This is a genomic window from Comamonas brasiliensis, assembly GCF_018292285.1.
Classification (GTDB): Bacteria; Pseudomonadota; Gammaproteobacteria; order Burkholderiales; family Burkholderiaceae_C; genus Comamonas; species Comamonas brasiliensis.
Map to the genome: position 1 here is coordinate 215,064 of NZ_JAANES010000007.1, position 16,291 is coordinate 231,354.

The 16,291-nt window shown below is 64.9% G+C and carries 13 protein-coding genes; 10 read left to right on the top strand and 3 right to left on the bottom strand.

Going from position 1 to position 16,291, the window contains the following annotated elements; genetic code table 11:
• The first annotated feature begins 22 nt into the window (after positions 1 to 22).
• The 4 genes from DJFAAGMI_RS23525 to DJFAAGMI_RS23540 all read left to right on the top strand — a co-directional run bounded on the left by DJFAAGMI_RS23525 (position 23) and on the right by DJFAAGMI_RS23540 (position 3,796).
• Entirely contained in the window at positions 23 to 808 is a 786-nt protein-coding gene (locus tag DJFAAGMI_RS23525; RefSeq protein ID WP_043004732.1) for an FAD binding domain-containing protein, read from the top strand.
• Between the two features lie 178 nt (positions 809 to 986).
• Complete coding sequence (locus DJFAAGMI_RS23530) at positions 987 to 1,907, top strand: AAA family ATPase (RefSeq protein ID WP_211459597.1); 921 nt, start codon at positions 987 to 989, stop codon at positions 1,905 to 1,907.
• On the top strand, positions 1,894 to 3,135 hold the full coding sequence (locus DJFAAGMI_RS23535; RefSeq protein ID WP_211459599.1) for a vWA domain-containing protein: 1,242 nt from the start codon (positions 1,894 to 1,896) through the stop codon (positions 3,133 to 3,135). The genes DJFAAGMI_RS23530 and DJFAAGMI_RS23535 overlap by 14 nt, the downstream gene beginning before the upstream one ends.
• A 13-nt stretch (positions 3,136 to 3,148) precedes the next feature.
• Positions 3,149 to 3,796, top strand: a complete 648-nt coding sequence (locus tag DJFAAGMI_RS23540) for an SRPBCC family protein (protein ID WP_211459601.1) — start codon at positions 3,149 to 3,151, stop codon at positions 3,794 to 3,796.
• A 63-nt stretch (positions 3,797 to 3,859) separates the two neighbouring features.
• Here the strand turns inward: DJFAAGMI_RS23540 and DJFAAGMI_RS23545 are convergent, their stop codons facing one another.
• Complete coding sequence (locus tag DJFAAGMI_RS23545) at positions 3,860 to 4,243, bottom strand: nuclear transport factor 2 family protein (RefSeq protein ID WP_211459603.1); 384 nt, start codon at positions 4,241 to 4,243, stop codon at positions 3,860 to 3,862.
• 267 nt (positions 4,244 to 4,510) lie between these two features.
• On the opposite strand from DJFAAGMI_RS23545, the gene DJFAAGMI_RS23550 reads away from it, so the two are divergent.
• From DJFAAGMI_RS23550 to DJFAAGMI_RS23575, 6 genes are all read left to right on the top strand, one after another.
• The gene (locus tag DJFAAGMI_RS23550) at positions 4,511 to 6,265 is read left to right on the top strand and encodes an MdtA/MuxA family multidrug efflux RND transporter periplasmic adaptor subunit (RefSeq protein WP_211459605.1); all 1,755 of its coding nucleotides are present in this window, start codon (positions 4,511 to 4,513) and stop codon (positions 6,263 to 6,265) included.
• A gap of 24 nt (positions 6,266 to 6,289) precedes the next feature.
• Positions 6,290 to 9,490, top strand: a complete 3,201-nt coding sequence (locus DJFAAGMI_RS23555; RefSeq protein WP_211459607.1) for an MdtB/MuxB family multidrug efflux RND transporter permease subunit — start codon at positions 6,290 to 6,292, stop codon at positions 9,488 to 9,490.
• The gene (locus DJFAAGMI_RS23560) at positions 9,487 to 12,660 is read left to right on the top strand and encodes an efflux RND transporter permease subunit (protein WP_211459609.1); all 3,174 of its coding nucleotides are present in this window, start codon (positions 9,487 to 9,489) and stop codon (positions 12,658 to 12,660) included. Before DJFAAGMI_RS23555 ends, DJFAAGMI_RS23560 begins: the two co-directional genes overlap by 4 nt.
• Position 12,661: 1 nt before the next feature.
• Positions 12,662 to 14,239 (top strand): efflux transporter outer membrane subunit, encoded by a 1,578-nt coding sequence (locus tag DJFAAGMI_RS23565; RefSeq protein WP_211459611.1) that lies wholly within the window; start codon positions 12,662 to 12,664, stop codon positions 14,237 to 14,239.
• Positions 14,240 to 14,302: 63 nt separating this feature from the next.
• Positions 14,303 to 14,626, top strand: a complete 324-nt coding sequence (locus DJFAAGMI_RS23570) for a hypothetical protein (protein WP_003052881.1) — start codon at positions 14,303 to 14,305, stop codon at positions 14,624 to 14,626.
• 236 nt (positions 14,627 to 14,862) lie between these two features.
• Positions 14,863 to 15,159, top strand: coding sequence for a hypothetical protein (locus tag DJFAAGMI_RS23575; RefSeq protein WP_211459613.1), 297 nt, complete (start codon positions 14,863 to 14,865; stop codon positions 15,157 to 15,159).
• A 78-nt stretch (positions 15,160 to 15,237) separates the two neighbouring features.
• On the opposite strand, the gene DJFAAGMI_RS23580 is transcribed toward DJFAAGMI_RS23575, so the two are convergent.
• Together DJFAAGMI_RS23580 and DJFAAGMI_RS23585 are read right to left on the bottom strand one after the other, a co-directional pair.
• Positions 15,238 to 15,756 carry an SRPBCC family protein gene (locus DJFAAGMI_RS23580; protein ID WP_211459615.1) on the bottom strand — a complete coding sequence of 173 codons (519 nt, stop codon included), beginning with the start codon at positions 15,754 to 15,756 and terminating at the stop codon, positions 15,238 to 15,240.
• Positions 15,757 to 15,841: 85 nt separating this feature from the next.
• Complete coding sequence (locus DJFAAGMI_RS23585) at positions 15,842 to 16,207, bottom strand: hypothetical protein (RefSeq protein WP_211459617.1); 366 nt, start codon at positions 16,205 to 16,207, stop codon at positions 15,842 to 15,844.
• Positions 16,208 to 16,291 lie beyond the last annotated feature (84 nt).

The following is a 16,291-nucleotide window of genomic DNA, read 5'->3' on the forward strand; positions in this document are numbered from 1 at the left end:
AGAGGAAGAGAGGACAACACATATGTATGCCTTCAGTTACTCCAACCCCCGGACGCTGGATGAGGTGAGCGTTGCCAGCGGTCAGTTTCTGGCCGGCGGCCAGAGCCTGATTCCTTCCATGAAGCTGCGCCTGGCCCAGCCCGGCGCGATTGTGGATCTCAACCAGGTCGATGGCCTGGCGGGAATCCGCGTTGGCGGCGATCAGGTCGAGATCGGCGCCATGACCCGTCATGCCGATGTCGCCGCCAGCCGTGAGGTGCAGGCAGCCATTCCTGCGCTGGCCGAGTTGGCAGGCGGTATTGGCGACCGCCAGGTGCGAGCGCGCGGCACGATTGGCGGCTCGCTGGCCAATAACGACCCTGCGGCCTGCTATCCCAGTGCGGTGCTGGGTCTGGGCGCTGTCGTGGTCACCAGTCGGCGCGAAATTGCGGCGGACGACTTCTTCCAGGGCATGTACACCACGGCACTGGAAGAGGGGGAGCTGATCAAGGCGGTACGCTTTCCCGTGCCCAGAAAGGCTGCCTATATCAAGTTCAAGCAGCCCGCGTCGCGCTTTGCACTGGTGGGCGTGTTTGTGGCGCAGACGGCGCAGGGCGTGCGCGTGGCCGTGACCGGTGCGGGACTATCGGTCTTCCGCCACGCAGGCCTGGAAGCGGCGCTCAACCAGAGTCTCACGGCCGCTGCGGCGGCTGCGGTGCCTATTGACGACAGCGAGCTCAACAGCGATCTGCACGCGAGTGCGCGCTACCGGGCGCAGCTGATCAGCGTCCTGACGCAGCGGGCAGTGGATCAACTGCTCTCTCCCTGAGCGGTTTTGTCTGGGTGGCTGCTCCTGCCTGGGCGGAGGGCAGCCTCGCCAAGGGTGGGGCGAGTGGGCGGTCGGCAGGCCGCTTGCTTGCCGTCTCTTTGCGGCAGTGTGACTGTCATAGGATGTGATTTTTGAATAAAAAGTGGCTTAATCCCTTATCGGTAAAGCGCAAGCAGCTATGAATACTGAAGTGAAGAGCGCTCTGCAGTCGGTGGATGGGCTGCTCGCCGCCTTGCAGGAGGTGGGCTATTTTGCGGACCGGCGTCTGGCCACGGCCGTGTTTCTGGCGCTCAGGCTTCAGCGGCCCCTGCTGCTGGAGGGCGAACCGGGCGTGGGCAAGACCTCGCTGGCGCAGGCGCTGTCCCAGGTGCTGGCGCGGCAGCTGATCCGGCTGCAGTGCTATGACGGCCTGGAGCAGCGGGAAGCGCTGTATGAGTGGAATTACGCGGCTCAGCTGTTGCACCTGCGCGCGGCCGAGCTGCGTGGCGCGGCGGAACTGGAAGCTGTCGAGCAGGAGGTCTATCAGCCTCGCTATCTGGTACGCCGCCCTTTGCTGCAGGCTCTGCAGGCACCTGCGCCCGGCGCGGTGCTGCTGATTGACGAGGTGGACCGGGCCGACGAGCCTTTCGAGGCCTTTTTGCTCGAGTATCTGGGCGAGTACCAGGTCAGCATTCCCGAGCTCGGCGTCGTCCGGGCCCAGGTGCCGCCCGTCACCATCCTGACCAGCAATCGCACGCGCGATCTGCATGATGCGGTCAAGCGCCGCTGCCTCTACCACTGGCTGGACTACCCCGAGCGCGAGCGCGAGCTGGCCATTGTCCGGTCGAAGGTGCCCGAAGCCGGGGCGGCGTTGACCGAACAGATCGCCCGTTTTGTGGACCGGCTGCGCAGCCGCCCGTTTGCCGATGCCTTCGAGCGCACGCCCGGCATTGCCGAAAGCGTGGAATGGGCCAAGGCACTGGTAGCGCTAGACACGCTGGTCATCGACCCCGAGCTGGTGCACGAGACGGCGGGCATTCTGTTCAAGCAGCGCGAAGATGTGGCGGCGCTCACTCCAGAGCGTCTGCAGCAATTGCTGGAGCCCGATGCCACAGCCTGAGCTGCAAGCACAGTCGCCAGAGCGGCCCGCAAGCGTGAGCTGGTGGGGGGACGCGCGCAGCGGCAAACTGCCCATCAATCTGCTGGGGTTTGGCCGCGCGCTGCGCCGTGCGGGGCTGGCGGTGGATGCCGAGCGTCTGGCGCTGGCCCAGCAAGGCCTGATGCTGGTGGACATGAACCGCAAGGACGTGGCCGCCGCGCTGGAGGCCGTGCTGGTTTCGCGTGAACAGGACCTGGCGGTCTTTCGCGAATTGTTTGCGGCCTACTTTCGCAATCCCGAGGTGGCCCAGCAGCTTCTGAGCCAGCTGCTGCCAAGCTCGCCGGAGGCGGCCAGGCCGCGTCACAGGCCACGTGTGCAGGAGGCCTTGTCGGCGATTCGTGCCGCGCAGCAAACGCTCGCGAGCGAGGAACTGACGCTGGATGCCGCCATGTCGGCCAGCGACCGGCACAGGCTGCAGCATGCGGATTTCAATCAGCTCAGTGCCAGCGAGTACCGCCTGGTGCAGCAACTGGCGCGCGATATCCGCTTGCCGCTGCCCAGCTATCGCAGCCGCAGAAGCGAGTTGCGCGCCTCGGGGTTGCGTGTGCACTGGCCCGCCAGTCTGAAAGCTGCGGCAGCCACGGGTGGCGAGCTGGCAAGTCTCAAATGGCGCAGGCGCAAGCGGCTGCCCATGCCCTGGCTGGCGCTGGTCGATGTGTCGGGCTCCATGGAGCGTTATGTGCGTCTGTTGCTGGCATTTCTGCACCAGGCCACCAGCCCCCGGCGCTATCCGCAGCTGCGCCGCCATGTCTACAGCATGGGAACCAGCCTTCAGGAGCTGAACCGGGCTTTTGCCCACAGCGACCCCGATGCCATGCTGGCCCAGCTCAATCGCGACATCGACGATTTCGGCGGCGGCACCTGCCTGGGGGAATGCCTGGCACAGCTGCGCCGGCAGCAGGCGCGCCATCTGGTGGGCAGGCGCACCCTGGTGCTGCTGGTCAGCGACGGGCTGGATACCGGCGACAGTGTGCTGCTGGAGCGCGAGCTGCAGTGGCTGGCACGGCACAGCGCGCGCATTGTCTGGCTCAACCCCTTGTTGCGCTTTGACGGGTATGCCCCGCTGGCCAAAGGCACGCAGGTGCTGCATCGTCACAGCCATGCCATGCTGGCCGTGCACAACCTGCAGTCATTGCAGCAACTGGCTGCCCACCTGGCGAAGCTGCTGCAGCTGCCGCACCGAGATTGAAAAGGAGAACACCATGGAAATGCATGCCAGCCGCCCTCTTGCCGTGAGCCAGCAGCAGGCCTGGGAGGCGCTCAACGATCCGCAAACCTTGCAGCAATGCCTGGCCGGCTGCGAGAAGTTCGAGGATGCGGGCGATGGCTCCTATGCCGTGATCATGTCCGTGAAGATCGGTCCGGTATCGGCTAAGTTCAATGGCCGGGTCACGCTGTCGGACGTGCAGCCGCCCAGGAGCTACACGATTGCCTTTGAAGGGCAGGGCGGTGTGGCCGGCTTTGGCAAGGGCCAGGCCAAGGTGGATCTGACTCCCGCCGATGAACGCCACTGCGAGCTACAGTACGAGGTGCAGGCCCAGGTCGGCGGCAAGATTGCCCAGCTGGGCCAGCGCCTGATCGACGGTGCAGCCAAGAGCATGGCCGAGGACTTCTTTGCGCGCTTCGAAGCCTTGATGCAGCAGCGCCACCCGAGCGAGCCGCCCGAAGACGAAGGCGGTGCGGAGGAGCTGGATACACGCTCCTGGGAGCACGACGCGGCTTCCACCAGCTACGCACCGCTGGACGCCACGCCCTCGGCGCCGCCGCGCGAATCGCCTGGCATCCCCGTCTGGGCCTGGGGCCTGGGGGCTGTCATCGTCCTGGGCGCGCTCTGGCTGCTGACTCGCTGACCAGCGCATGAATAAAAAAGCCCCTGGGCCTGAGGTCAGGGGCTTGGTGCAGGTGGCTTGGCCTTATTGAGGTTGGGCGTGGAAAGCCTTGTTGGCGATCTTCCAGCCCTGCTCGGTCTTGAGCAGCACAAAGTAGTCGGTGAAGGTCACTGCACCATGGTAGAGCGTGACCTTGGCCATGGCGGCCGTGCCCACGATGTCCAGGGAGTCGATGACGCGGCGACGCGTGGCTTCGTCGGCAGCGGGCGTGTTCTTGAAGCGCTGGCAGTAGAAGTCCAGGTCCCATGAAGTCAGCGGGCCTTCGCGCACGGACTCCAGCCGGGCCGTGGGCATGAAGGCTGCGCGCATATGCTCGGCCTTGTCTTCGGCATGGCCGCGCATGTACAGCTCCAGCGGCACGCGCACGGCGGCTTCTTCGGGGTGATTGGTCAGGCGTTCGGTGTTCATATGGGTTTCTCCTTGGAGCCGGATTCCTTGCGCCGCAAGGCGGACGCAGCAATGGCAGTGTCAGCCGCCAAGCATGAGGCCTGAAAACACCGGCATTGCGGCTATGAAAGTCAGCACTGTTTTAGTCTGCCAAGAGGGAACTTCACGAGGTAAACCCGAGGTAAAGCCGGGGTAAATGCTGGCAAAGCCGGCGCTGCCTGACCTGGAATTTGCTTGCAACTGGATACCATTGGCGCCAATTCAGGCTCGAAATTCCTGCGCTCAACCATGTCCAGCTCATCCAATCTGCACCCCAATCGTCATTTTCCACAGCAGGGCAAGGTCCGGCCTGCCTTGCTTGCCACTGTGGTGCTCGCTGTGGCAGCCGCTGGCGGCGGCTATTGGTGGTATACGCAAAAACAAGGTGCAAGCGGCGATACGTCTGCGTCTGCAGCTCCTAAACAGGGAGCGGGTGGGTCTGGCGCTCGCGCCGGGCGCAACGGTCGCTCCGGGCCGGGCGGCCCCGGCGGCATGAGCCAGGCTCAGCCTGTGAGCGTCGGAGTGGTGGAGCAGCGTGACATGCGTGTGCTCGTCAGCGCCATCGGCACCATGAATGCACGTGCCACAGCCGTGGTGCGTGCCAAGGTTTCGGGCGAGCTGCTCAAGCTGCACTTCAAGGAAGGTGACGAGGTCAAGGCCGGTCAGTTGCTGGCCGAGATCGACCCGCGCAGTTTTGCGGCCGCGCTGGCGCAGGTGCAGGGCTCTCTGGCGCGTGATCAGGCCCAACTCAAGAATGCGCAGCTCGATCTGCAGCGCTACAAGGAGCTGCAGGCCCAGGACTCGATTGCCCGCCAGCAGGTCGATACCCAGGCAGCTCTGGTGCGCCAGCTGCAGGGTACGGTGGCGGCCGATCAGGGTCAGGTTGACGCGGCCAAGCTGCAGCTGAGCTATACCAGGATCACGGCTCCCATCTCGGGGCGCCTGGGCCTGCGCCAGGCCGACCTCGGCAACGTGGTCAATCCTTCCGATACCAACGGGCTGGTGACGATCACCCAGATTCGCCCCATCGATGCCGTTTTCTCCGTCCCCGAAGCCCATGTCGGTACGCTGGCCCAGCAACTGCGCGAGGGCAAGGTCATGCCCGTAGAACTCTGGGACCGCGAGCAAAAGCAGATACTGGCCAAGGGCCAGCTCAATGCGCTGGACAACACCATCGACACGACCACGGGCACGGTCAAGGCCAAGGCCTCGTTCGACAATGCGGAGCGCAAGCTGTTCGCGAATCAGTTCGTCAACGTCAAGCTGCAGCTGCGCCAGATCGATCAGGCGCTGGTCGTGCCCGCGAATGCGGTGCAGAACAACTTTGTCTATCTGGTCAAACCCGACAACACGGTCACCCAGCGCAAGATCACGGTAGGGGTGACGGACGGTGACTATGTCAGCGTGCGCGGCGAGCTGGAGCCCGGCGACAAGGTGGTGACCGACGGCATCGACCGTCTGCGCGAAGGCGCCCAGGTGACGGTGGTGGACTCGGAAAAAGTCAAGAAAGTCGACCAGGCCGTGCAGGATGCCGCCAACCAGCCGCGCGGCATGATGCGCAACCTCAGTCCCGAGCAGCGTGAAAAAGTCTCCAAGATGACGCCCGAGGAACGCAAGGAGTTCTTCCAGAAGCTGCGCGCCGAGCGCGGTGCCAATGGCGGCAATGCTGGCCCGGGACCTCGCGGCGCGGACGCCCGTGGCGATCAGCCACGTGAGGCGCAGGGCAGTCCCTCCAAGCCGGACGCCAAGACCGATGCGAAGCCGGATGGCAAGCCTGCCGCTGCGAGCGAGGCCAGGCCTCAGGCCGGCGCCGAGCGTGGCGGCGGCGAGGGCCGAGCCGAAAGAGCCGAGGGCCGGGGTGACCGTCCCCAGCTGACGCCCGAGCAGCGCGCCAAGCTGGAGGCCCTGTCGCCCGAAGAGCGCCGCGCCTTCTTCCAGAAGCTGCGCGCCGAGCGCGAAGCCAATGGTCAGACCGGAACGGCAGCCGGCGGCGCGGGTCGCTGAGCATAGTCAGAGCCTGCGGCCATCATGAATCTCTCGCGCCTCTTCATTCTCAGGCCCATCGCCACCAGCTTGCTGATGGTGGCGGTGCTGATCTCGGGCATTCTTGCCTACCGCCTGCTGCCCATCTCGGCCCTGCCCGAGGTGGACTACCCCACCATACAGGTCACCACCCTCTACCCCGGGGCCAGCCCCGATGTGATGACCTCCAATGTCACGGCACCGCTGGAGCGCCAGTTTGGTCAGATGCCGGGCCTGGACCAGATGTCCTCGACCAGTTCGGGCGGCGCATCGGTCATCAGCCTGCGCTTTGCACTCGATATGTCCATGGACGTGGCCGAGCAGCAGGTGCAGGCCGCGATCAACGCGGGCACCAATCTGCTGCCCAGCGATCTGCCCATGCCCCCGCTCTACAGCAAGGTCAACCCGGCCGATGCGCCGGTGCTGACGCTGGCCATCAGCTCGCCTTCGCTGCCCGTCATCAGGATCAACGACCTGGTGGAGAACCGCCTCGCGCCCAAGCTCTCCCAGGTCAAGGGTGTGGGTCTGGTGGCCATTGCCGGCGCGCGCCGCCCGGCCGTGCGCATCCAGGCCAACCCGGCTGCGCTGGCCAGCTTCGGCATGACGCTGGATGATGTGCGCACCGCCATCTCTGCGGCCAACGTCAAGACCGCCAAGGGCAGCTTTGACGGCCCCAACCGCGCATCGACCATCGATGCCAACGACCAGATGCAGTCGGCGGCCGAGTACCGCAACCTGATCATCGCCTTCAAGAACGGCAATCCCGTGCGCCTGTCCGATGTGGCGCAGACCGTGGACGACGCCGAGAACACGCGTCTGGCCGCCTGGTCGGGCACTCCGGAGACCGGCTCCAAGTCGGCCGTGATTCTCAATATCCGTCGCCAGCCCGGCGCGAATGTGATCGAAACGGTCGATGCCATCAAGAACCTTCTGCCCCAGCTCAAGGAGACGCTGCCTGCCTCCGTCGACGTGCAGGTGCTGACCGATCGCACCGTGACCATCCGAGCCTCGGTCAAGGACATGCAGTTCGAGCTGGCCCTGGCCATCGCCCTGGTGGTGATGGTGATCTTCCTGTTTCTGCGCAGCGCATCAGCCACTTTGATTCCCAGTGTGGCGGTGCCGCTGTCGCTGATAGGCACCTTCGGCGTCATGTATCTGGCGGGCTTTTCCATCAACAACCTCACGCTGATGGCCCTGACCATCGCCACGGGCTTTGTGGTGGACGATGCCATCGTGATGATCGAGAACATTGCCCGCTATGTGGAAAAGGGCGAGGCGCCCATGCAGGCCGCGCTCAAGGGTGCCAAGCAGATCGGCTTCACCATCATCTCGCTGACCATCTCCCTGGTCGCGGTGCTGATTCCGCTGCTGTTCATGGGGGATGTGGTGGGGCGTCTGTTCCACGAATTCGCCATCACCATGACGGTGGCGATCCTGATCTCGGCCGTGGTTTCGCTCACGCTGACCCCCATGCTGTGCGCGCGCCTGCTGCGCCACCGGCCCGAGGGCGAGAAGAACCAGGCGCAGTCCAAGGGCTTCGGCGCTGCGGTCGCGCGCTTTTTCGACAAGGTGATTGCCGAGTACGGCCGCATGCTGACCTGGGTGCTGGATCACAGCAAGCTGACCTGGCTGGTGTTCATCGCCACGCTGGTGGTCACGGTGCTGCTGTACTTCGTCGTGCCCAAGGGCTTCTTCCCCGAGCAGGATACGGGCACGATTGCCGCGACCACCGAGGCCGACCAGTCCATCTCCTTTGCCGCCATGGCCGAGCGCCAGCAGGCGCTGGCCGAGCATTTGCTCAAGGACCCGGCCGTGGCTTCCATCTCTTCGTTTATCGGCGTCGATGGAACCAATACCACGCTGAATACCGGCCGCATTCAGATCGACCTCAAGCCCCATGCCCAGCGCGATCGCCTGCCGGTGGTGCTCAATCGCCTGGCCGACGATTCCCAGGCCGTGCCCGGCATCCGTCTCTATGCTCAGCCTGTGCAGGATCTGACGATAGAGGACCGCCAGGCTCGCACCCAGTACCAGTTGCTGCTTTCCTCGCCGGACATGAACCAGCTCACGGCCAGTACCCGAATTCTGGTGGAGCGTCTGCAGCAATTGCCCCAGTTGCTGGATGTGAGCAGCGATCTGCAGAACCAGGGCCGTCAGGCCTATGTGCAGATCGACCGTGCGCAGGCCAGCCGTCTGGGCGTGACGGTCTCGTCGGTAGACTCGGCCCTCTACAACGCTTTCGGTCAGCGCCTGATCTCCACCATCTTCACGCAATCCAACCAGTACCGGGTGGTGCTGGAGGTGGCGCCGCAGTTCAAGATCGGGCCCGAGGCCTTGCAGAACATCTATGCCGCATCCAGCAACGGAGCGCCGGTGCCGCTGTCCTCGATTGCCACGGTGAGCGAGCGCCCGATGGCGCTGGCCGTCAACCATGTGGGGCAGCTGCCTGCGGCCACCATTTCGTTCAACACCGCATCCGGCGTGTCGCTGGGCCATGCGGTGGAGGCGGCCCAGGCCATCATCGGGCAGCTGCGCGACGAAGGGCAGATCCCGCTGTCGGTGGACTCGCAGTTCCAGGGCGCGGCGCTGGCTTTCCAGGCCTCGCTGTCCAATACGCTGCTGCTGGTGCTGGCCGCCATCATCACCATGTACATCGTGCTGGGCGTGCTGTATGAGAGCACGATTCACCCGATCACGATTCTCTCCACACTGCCGTCGGCGGGCGTGGGGGCGCTGCTGGCCTTGCTGGTGGCGGGGCTGGATCTGGACATCATCGCCATCATCGGCATCATCTTGCTGATCGGCATCGTCAAGAAGAACGCCATCATGATGATCGACTTCGCGCTGGACGCCCAGCGCGAGGAGGGCATGAATGCGCGCGATGCGATCTACCAGGCCTGTCTGCTGCGCTTCCGCCCGATTCTGATGACCACGCTGGCGGCCCTGCTGAGCGCGCTGCCCATGATGCTGGGAACGGGCGTCGGCAGCGAGCTGCGCCAGCCCTTGGGCGTGACTCTGGTCGGCGGTCTGCTGCTGAGCCAGCTGCTGACCCTGTTCACCACGCCGGTGATCTATCTGACCTTTGAGAGCTGGGCCGAGGGCTGGCGCACCAGGCGCGGCCTGCCGGCCGTCAAGCATGTGCCGCATTCCGAAGCCGAAGTCATGGGTGAGGCCGAGGATGGCGGCCGGGACGGGGCACGTCCATGAGCATCTCCACGCCCTTCATCTTCCGGCCCATTGCGACCATGCTGCTGACCATCGGCATGGCCCTGGTGGGCGGCGTGGCCTATTTTCTGCTGCCGGTGGCGCCGCTGCCGCAGGTGGACTATCCGACGATTTCGGTGACCGCCAGCCTGCCCGGCGCGGCGCCGGATACCATGGCGGCCACCGTGGCCACGCCGCTGGAGCGTGCCCTGGGCGCGATTGCCGGCGTCAACGAGATGACGTCCAGCTCCAGCATGGGCAGCACGCGCATCACGCTGCAGTTCGATCTGACGCGCACGGTGGACAGCGCCGCCCATGACGTGCAGGCCGCCATCAATGCGGCGCGCACGTTGTTGCCCTCGGGCATGCCGGGCAACCCGACCTATCGCAAGGTCAACCCGGCAGACGCGCCCATCATGATTCTGGCGCTGACTTCGGACTCGCTCACGCGCGGCCAGATGTATGACGCGGCCTCCACGGTGCTGGCACAGAAGCTGGCCCAGGTGGAAGGCGTGGGCCAGGCATCAATCAACGGCGGCGCGTTGCCGGCCGTGCGCGTGGAGCTGGATCCGGTGCGTCTGGCGGCCAATGGCGTATCGCTGGATTCCGTGCGCACGGCCATCACCGCCACCAATGCCAACCGCCCCCTGGGCGCCGTGGAGCGCGAAGACCATTACTGGCAGGTGGCGACCAACGACCAGGCCCGCACCGCCGCCGAATACGCGCCCCTGGTGCTGCGCTGGAACAACGGCAATGCGGTACGCCTTTCCGATGTGGCCGACGTCACCGACTCCGTGCAGGACATACGCAACTACGGCGTCATGAACGGCAAGCCCGCCGTGCTGCTGCAGGTGTTCAAGCAGCCCGACGCCAATATCCTGCAGTCCGTGGACAAGGTGCGCGCCATGCTGCCCCAGCTCAGGGCATCGATCAATCCGGCCATCGACGTCACGGTGATCTCGGATCGCACGCCCACGTTGCGTGCCTCGGTCAAGGAGGTGCAGAACGCGCTGCTGATTTCGATAGCGCTGGTCATCATGGTGGTGTTCGTCTTTCTGCGCCGGCTGCGCGCCACGCTGATTCCGGCCGTGGCCGTGCCCGCCTCGCTAATGGGTACCTTCGGCATCATGTACCTGTGCGGCTACACGCTGGACAATCTCTCGCTGATGGCGCTGACGGTGGCCGCAGGCTTTGTGGTGGACGATGCCATCGTGGTGCTGGAGAACGTGATGCGCCACATGGAGCGCGGCAAATCCGCGATGCAGGCGGCCATCGAAGGCGCGCGCGAGATCGGCTTCACCGTGGTCTCCATGAGCCTGTCGCTGATTGCGGTGTTCGTGCCCATTCTGTTCATGGCCGGCATCGTGGGGCGGTTCTTTCGTGAATTTGCCGTGGTCATGTCGGCGGCGATTCTGGTCTCCATGATCATCTCGCTGACCACCACGCCCATGATGTGTGCGGCCCTGCTGCGCACGCCTGCCGACGAGGAGCGCCGCCGCGCCGAACGTGCCCGGCGCCCGTTCACGCGCCGCTGGGATGCCTTCTGGCTGCGTGTCTCGCTGGCCATGGATCGCTTCGAGGCGCGTGTGACGGCGTTGTACCGTCACACCCTGGCCTGGGGGCTGCGCCACCAGCCCGTGGTGCTGCTCAGTCTGGTGGCGGTCATCGGCCTCAACATCCATCTCTACCAGACCATAGACAAGGGCTTCATGCCCAGCGAGGACACGGGCCGCGTCATGGGCTTCATCCGTGCCGACCAGTCCACCTCCTTCCAGGCCATGGAGCGCCGCATCAAGCGTTTTCTCGATGTGGTGCAGCAGGACCCGGCCGTGGAGTATGTGACCGGCTTTACCGGCGGCGGCCAGGCCAATTCGGCCAATATGTTCATGTCGCTCAAGCCCATGGCCGAGCGCAAGGTGTCGAGCGACGAGGTCATCAACCGCCTGCGTGAAAAGCTCAAGGACGAGCCCGGCGCGCGCCTGTTCATGATGACCCAGAGCGATGTGCGCATTGGCGGGCGCCAGAGCATGTCCTCCTATCAGTACACGCTGCAGGCCGACGATACGGCCGAGCTGCGCCTGTGGGAGCCGCGCATCCGTCAGGTGCTGTCCACCCTGCCGGAGCTGACCGATGTCAACAGCGATGTGCAGGACAACGGCATGCAGACCAAGCTGGTCATAGACCGCGACCAGGCCACGCGCCTGGGCCTGACGGTGGCGCAGATCGACAACACGCTCAACGATGCCTTCGGGCAGCGCCAGGTGGGCGTGATCTACAACCCGCTCAACCAGTACCGTGTGGTGATGACGGCCTCGTCCCAGTATCTGCAGAGCCCGGAGACGCTGCGCGGCTTCTTCTTCGTCAACAGCGCGGGCCAGCAGATTCCGCTGACGGCCTTTGCCAAGATCACCACCTCGACCACGCCGCTGTCCGTGCAGCACCAGAGCGGCACGCCCGCCAGCACCGTGAGCTACAACCTGGCGCCCAATGTCTCGCTGTCGCAGGCCAATGACGCGATCCGCAATGCCATGCTGGAGCTGGGCGTTCCGGTATCCATTCGCGGCAGCTTCAGCGGCTCGGCCGGGGCCTTCCAGCAGGCGCTGGCGGGTCAGCCTCTGCTGATTCTCGCGGCCATCATCACCATCTATCTGGTGCTGGGCATCCTCTACGAGAACTTGGTCCACCCGCTGACGATTCTGTCCACCTTGCCCTCGGCCGGTGTGGGGGCGCTGCTGGCGCTGATGTGGTTCAAGACCGAGTTCTCGCTGATCGCCTTCATCGGCGTGATCCTGCTGATCGGACTGGTCAAGAAGAACGCCATCATGATGATCGACTTCGCTCTGGAGCGCGAGAAAGGCGGTCATGCCACGGCGGCCCAGGCCATCTATCGGGCCTGCCATCTGCGCCTGCGCCCCATACTGATGACCACCATGGCGGCCCTGTTCGGTGCGCTGCCCCTGGCTCTGGGCCGGGGCGACGGTGCCGAGCTGCGCCAGCCCCTGGGCATTGCGATTGTGGGCGGCCTGCTGCTGAGTCAGTTGCTCACGCTCTACACCACGCCCGTGGTCTATGTGCTGCTGGACCGTGTGCGCCGCAGTGTGTTGCGCCTCTGGGCGCGCCGTCCGGCCAGAAAGCGCGGCGGTCAGGCCTCTGTCATGGCTGAGGCGAAGTGAGATGAATATGCCAGCACATTTTTTGAATCAAATCGGCGTCAATCCCAATCAGGGTAAGCGTAAGCAGCTCACTTTTATGAAGAATTCTCCCCGGGCGCTGCCCCGCTGGATGCCGCGTCTGCTGCCGCTTGCTGCGGCGCTGGCGCTGGCGGCCTGTTCCACCCAACCCGCCTATCAGCCGCCACGGTTGGATGTGCCGGCCCGGTTCAAGGAGGCCACGCCCGAGGCTGCGCAGTTCGGCGTCTGGCAACCGGCGCAGAGCTCGGCGGCCAGCCCGGCCGCCGCAGTGCCCGACCAGTGGTGGACGGTGTATGGCGACAGCACGCTGGATCAGCTGCAGCAAGCGGCAGCCGCAGGCAATCCCAGCGTGGAGCAGGCCGTGGCCCGTCTGCGCTCGGCCCAGGCGGCCGTCGCCAGCAGCCGCGCCGCGCAATTGCCCACGCTCAGCACCACGGGCAGCGGCTCGCGTGCCTTGACCGGCGGCGGCACCTACAGCAATACCAACGGCGAGAACGTGGCACGCAGCGGCAGCATCAACAACAACTTCTCGCTGGGCCTGAGCGCCAGCTGGGAGCTGGATCTCTGGGGCAAGCTCTCGGGCGCGGTGGATGCCAGCCGGGCTTCGGCCCAGGCCAGTGCCGACGATCTGGCTGCGGCCCGCCTGTCGGCCCAGGCATCGGTGGCCCAGACCTATTTCTCGCTGCGTGCCGCCGAGGCGCAGATGAAGTATCTGCAGGAGAGCCTCGAGGCCTACGAGCAAAGCCTGAAGCTCACGCAGAATCGCTACCAGGCGGGCGTGGTGTCTTCGGCCGATGTGGCCCAGGCCCAGTCCCAGTACAAGAGCACCCAGGCCAGCCTGCTGGAAGCCCGCATCACGCGCGCCCAGTACGAGCATGCGCTGGCGGCCTTGCTGGGCAAGGCTCCGGCCAACTTCAGCCTGCCGGTCACCGGCCACCTGCCGACGCCGCCTGCAGTGCCCGAGATGCTGGCCTCCACCTTGCTGGAGAGGCGCCCCGACATTGCTGCTGCCGAGCGCCGCGTTGCCATGGCCAATGCGCAGATCGGGGTGGCGCGCGCGGCCTATTTCCCTTCGCTGACCCTGTCGGCATCGGCCGGCTATCGCAACTCCGTGCTGTCCGATCTGCTCAATGCACCGAATCTGTTCTGGTCGCTGGGCCCGGCGCTGGCCATGAGTCTGTTTGACGGTGGAGCGCGTTCGGCGGCCGTGGAGTCGGCCCGTGCCACGTTGGACCTGAATGCCGCCACCTACAAGCAGACTGTGCTGACTGCGCTGCAGGAGGTGGAGGACAATCTGGTCGCTGCCGTCAATCTGGCGCAGGAGGAGCAGGTGCAGACCGAGGCCCTGGCCGCAGCGCAGAAATCGTTGACCGTGGCCAACAACCAGTACCAGGCCGGTATCGTGGCCTATCTGAACGTGATCTCGGCCCAGACGACGGTGCTCAGTGCCCAGAACAACCTCAACAGCGTCAGAAACCGCAGGCTGACGGCCGTGAACACCTTGCTCAAGAATGTGGCAGGGCGCTGGGAGCCGCTGTACGCGGGGCCGCGCAAAGAGTGAGCGCGCCGTGCAGGCTTGTGGTCTGGGTTACAACCGTGGCTCCGTTGTTGTGAAGATCAAACCATGAGCATTGCTGTTTTCTACCTGCGCAATTCCGAGCCCGAGGGCCAGACACCGGTCTGGCAGCCGCAATGCCGGGCCTTCTCCGATGCGCAGATGAGCGAGGCGCTGGCCCTGTGCCAGCAGCTGCGCAAGGACGAGCGCCATGCCCATGTGGTGATTTCGTCGGAGTTGCGCGATATGGTCGGGCCCGTGGGCGTGTCTGCGGTCGAGGACGGCAAGACGCCCGATGGAGTGGACTATCAGTGGAGCAAGGCCGGGCGTGCCGGGGCCAGTCGCAGAAATGCGGCCGAGCCGCCCAGACAGCGCCAGGATATGGACTGCTGAGCCCGGCCGGCTGGGCCTGCGCATGGTCTCGAATATGGCGTGCTGGCGTGTAGCTGCCGTGCACGCCTGTCCCGTCGTGATTTTGAGGGACAGGCCGGACAGCTTCGTGATAAAACCTGGTCCATTGCCTAGCCGCCATCTCTGGGCAGGGTTGGGCCTGCGGTGCTGGGCATGTCGGCTTGTGCAGCCTGTTGCCCTTGTCTGCCAGCTATCGCCTGTTTCAACAGGAGTCCGAGATGTTGAAGAAAGCTTTGCTCTTAGGGACTGTCGCTGCCGTTGCGGGGTGCAGCAACAACGGCGCACCTAGCGAAACCCAGGTCAAGCAAGCGCTCTATGACTACTACGCGACCGCGGGCGGCAGGGCCGATCTGAATCAGGCGCTGGATAAAGAGGTCAGCGTGAAAAACTGCCGACAGGATGGTCCGGGCTATCGCTGCACCATTCAGAACCAGAGTCTGGGAAGCACCATCGACATGCTGTTCGTCTTTGACAAAGGGGACAGCAAGTGGAAATTCCAGCGCGAAGCTTCCTGATTCGCGAAGCATCTGAGAGGGGCAAGCAGATGCAGATTCAGGGTCTGTGAGCCGCGAGGCCAGGGGCGCCAAAGCGCATCAGGCCGTTTGTATCTTGGCCAGATAGCCGGCCAGCAACTGCATGCTGCCGCTCCAGCCCATCTTCATGCTGGCATGCGAGCTGTCGAACAGCGCTTCTTCGACCGGGCCGGCATCGAGAGCGCGCCATTCCAGATGCAGGCGCGTGCCGCCGGCTTCCTCGCTGAGCGTGGTGGTCGACAGGGTGTAAAGCGGCCATTGCGGCGCCATCGGATGGCGCGTGACGCCGCCAGCGGCATCGCTGAACTGCACCACGACGACGATGCGCTCGGGCGCTTTCAACTCCCTGAAGCTCCATTTTCCCCACATGGCGGGCGCCTGGGGCAGAGCCTCGGCGCGCATGCCGTAATGAAAGCTGCCGCCTTCGCGTGCATCCACTTCGCATTGCGTCATCACCATCCCGGGCGGGCGCATCCAGTGGCTCAGGTGCTCGCCTTGCGTGAAGGCCGCGTAGACCAGCTCGCGCGGTGCCTTGAAGAATTGCTCGATGACAAACGGGGCAGAGAGTCGCTCGGTCATGGACATGCCTTTGCAGATCGCTTGGAGCCATCCATTGTGCACAGTGCGCACCTGACTTCAAGCGCCGCGGCCTCGGGCTTGCATGTCAGGTTTCGAGATCAAAGGCCTGGCGCAGCGCATCGCCGAACTGCGTGGAGCCCGAAAGACAGAGGCTGACCGTGGTGCGGCCTGTGGCCGAGGCCTGCAGCTCCAGCCTGCCTGCGGCCCTGTCGAAGCGGGCGCTCAGGGGCTCGCCGTCATCGTCCTGTGCCTGCAGGTCATAGTCCCAGTCATTGCCGTCTTCCAGGGGGCCCTGGCGGCCCGCAAACTTCTGGCTGGCCCAGCGCAGAAGGGCTTCGATTTCGCCAGCCAAAGCCGGCACGCGCTCGGCCTTGACGCTGGCCATGGCGTCCCAGGTGCCCGTGCCTTCTTCATCTTCGCTGTAATCGAATTCCAGATAATCCAGAGCCATGGCATATTGCGCGCTGTTGAGGGGGACGTCATTGTGCCTGTGCCTTGCATCGCGCATGACTGTGGGTTCTTTGGTCAAAATCAG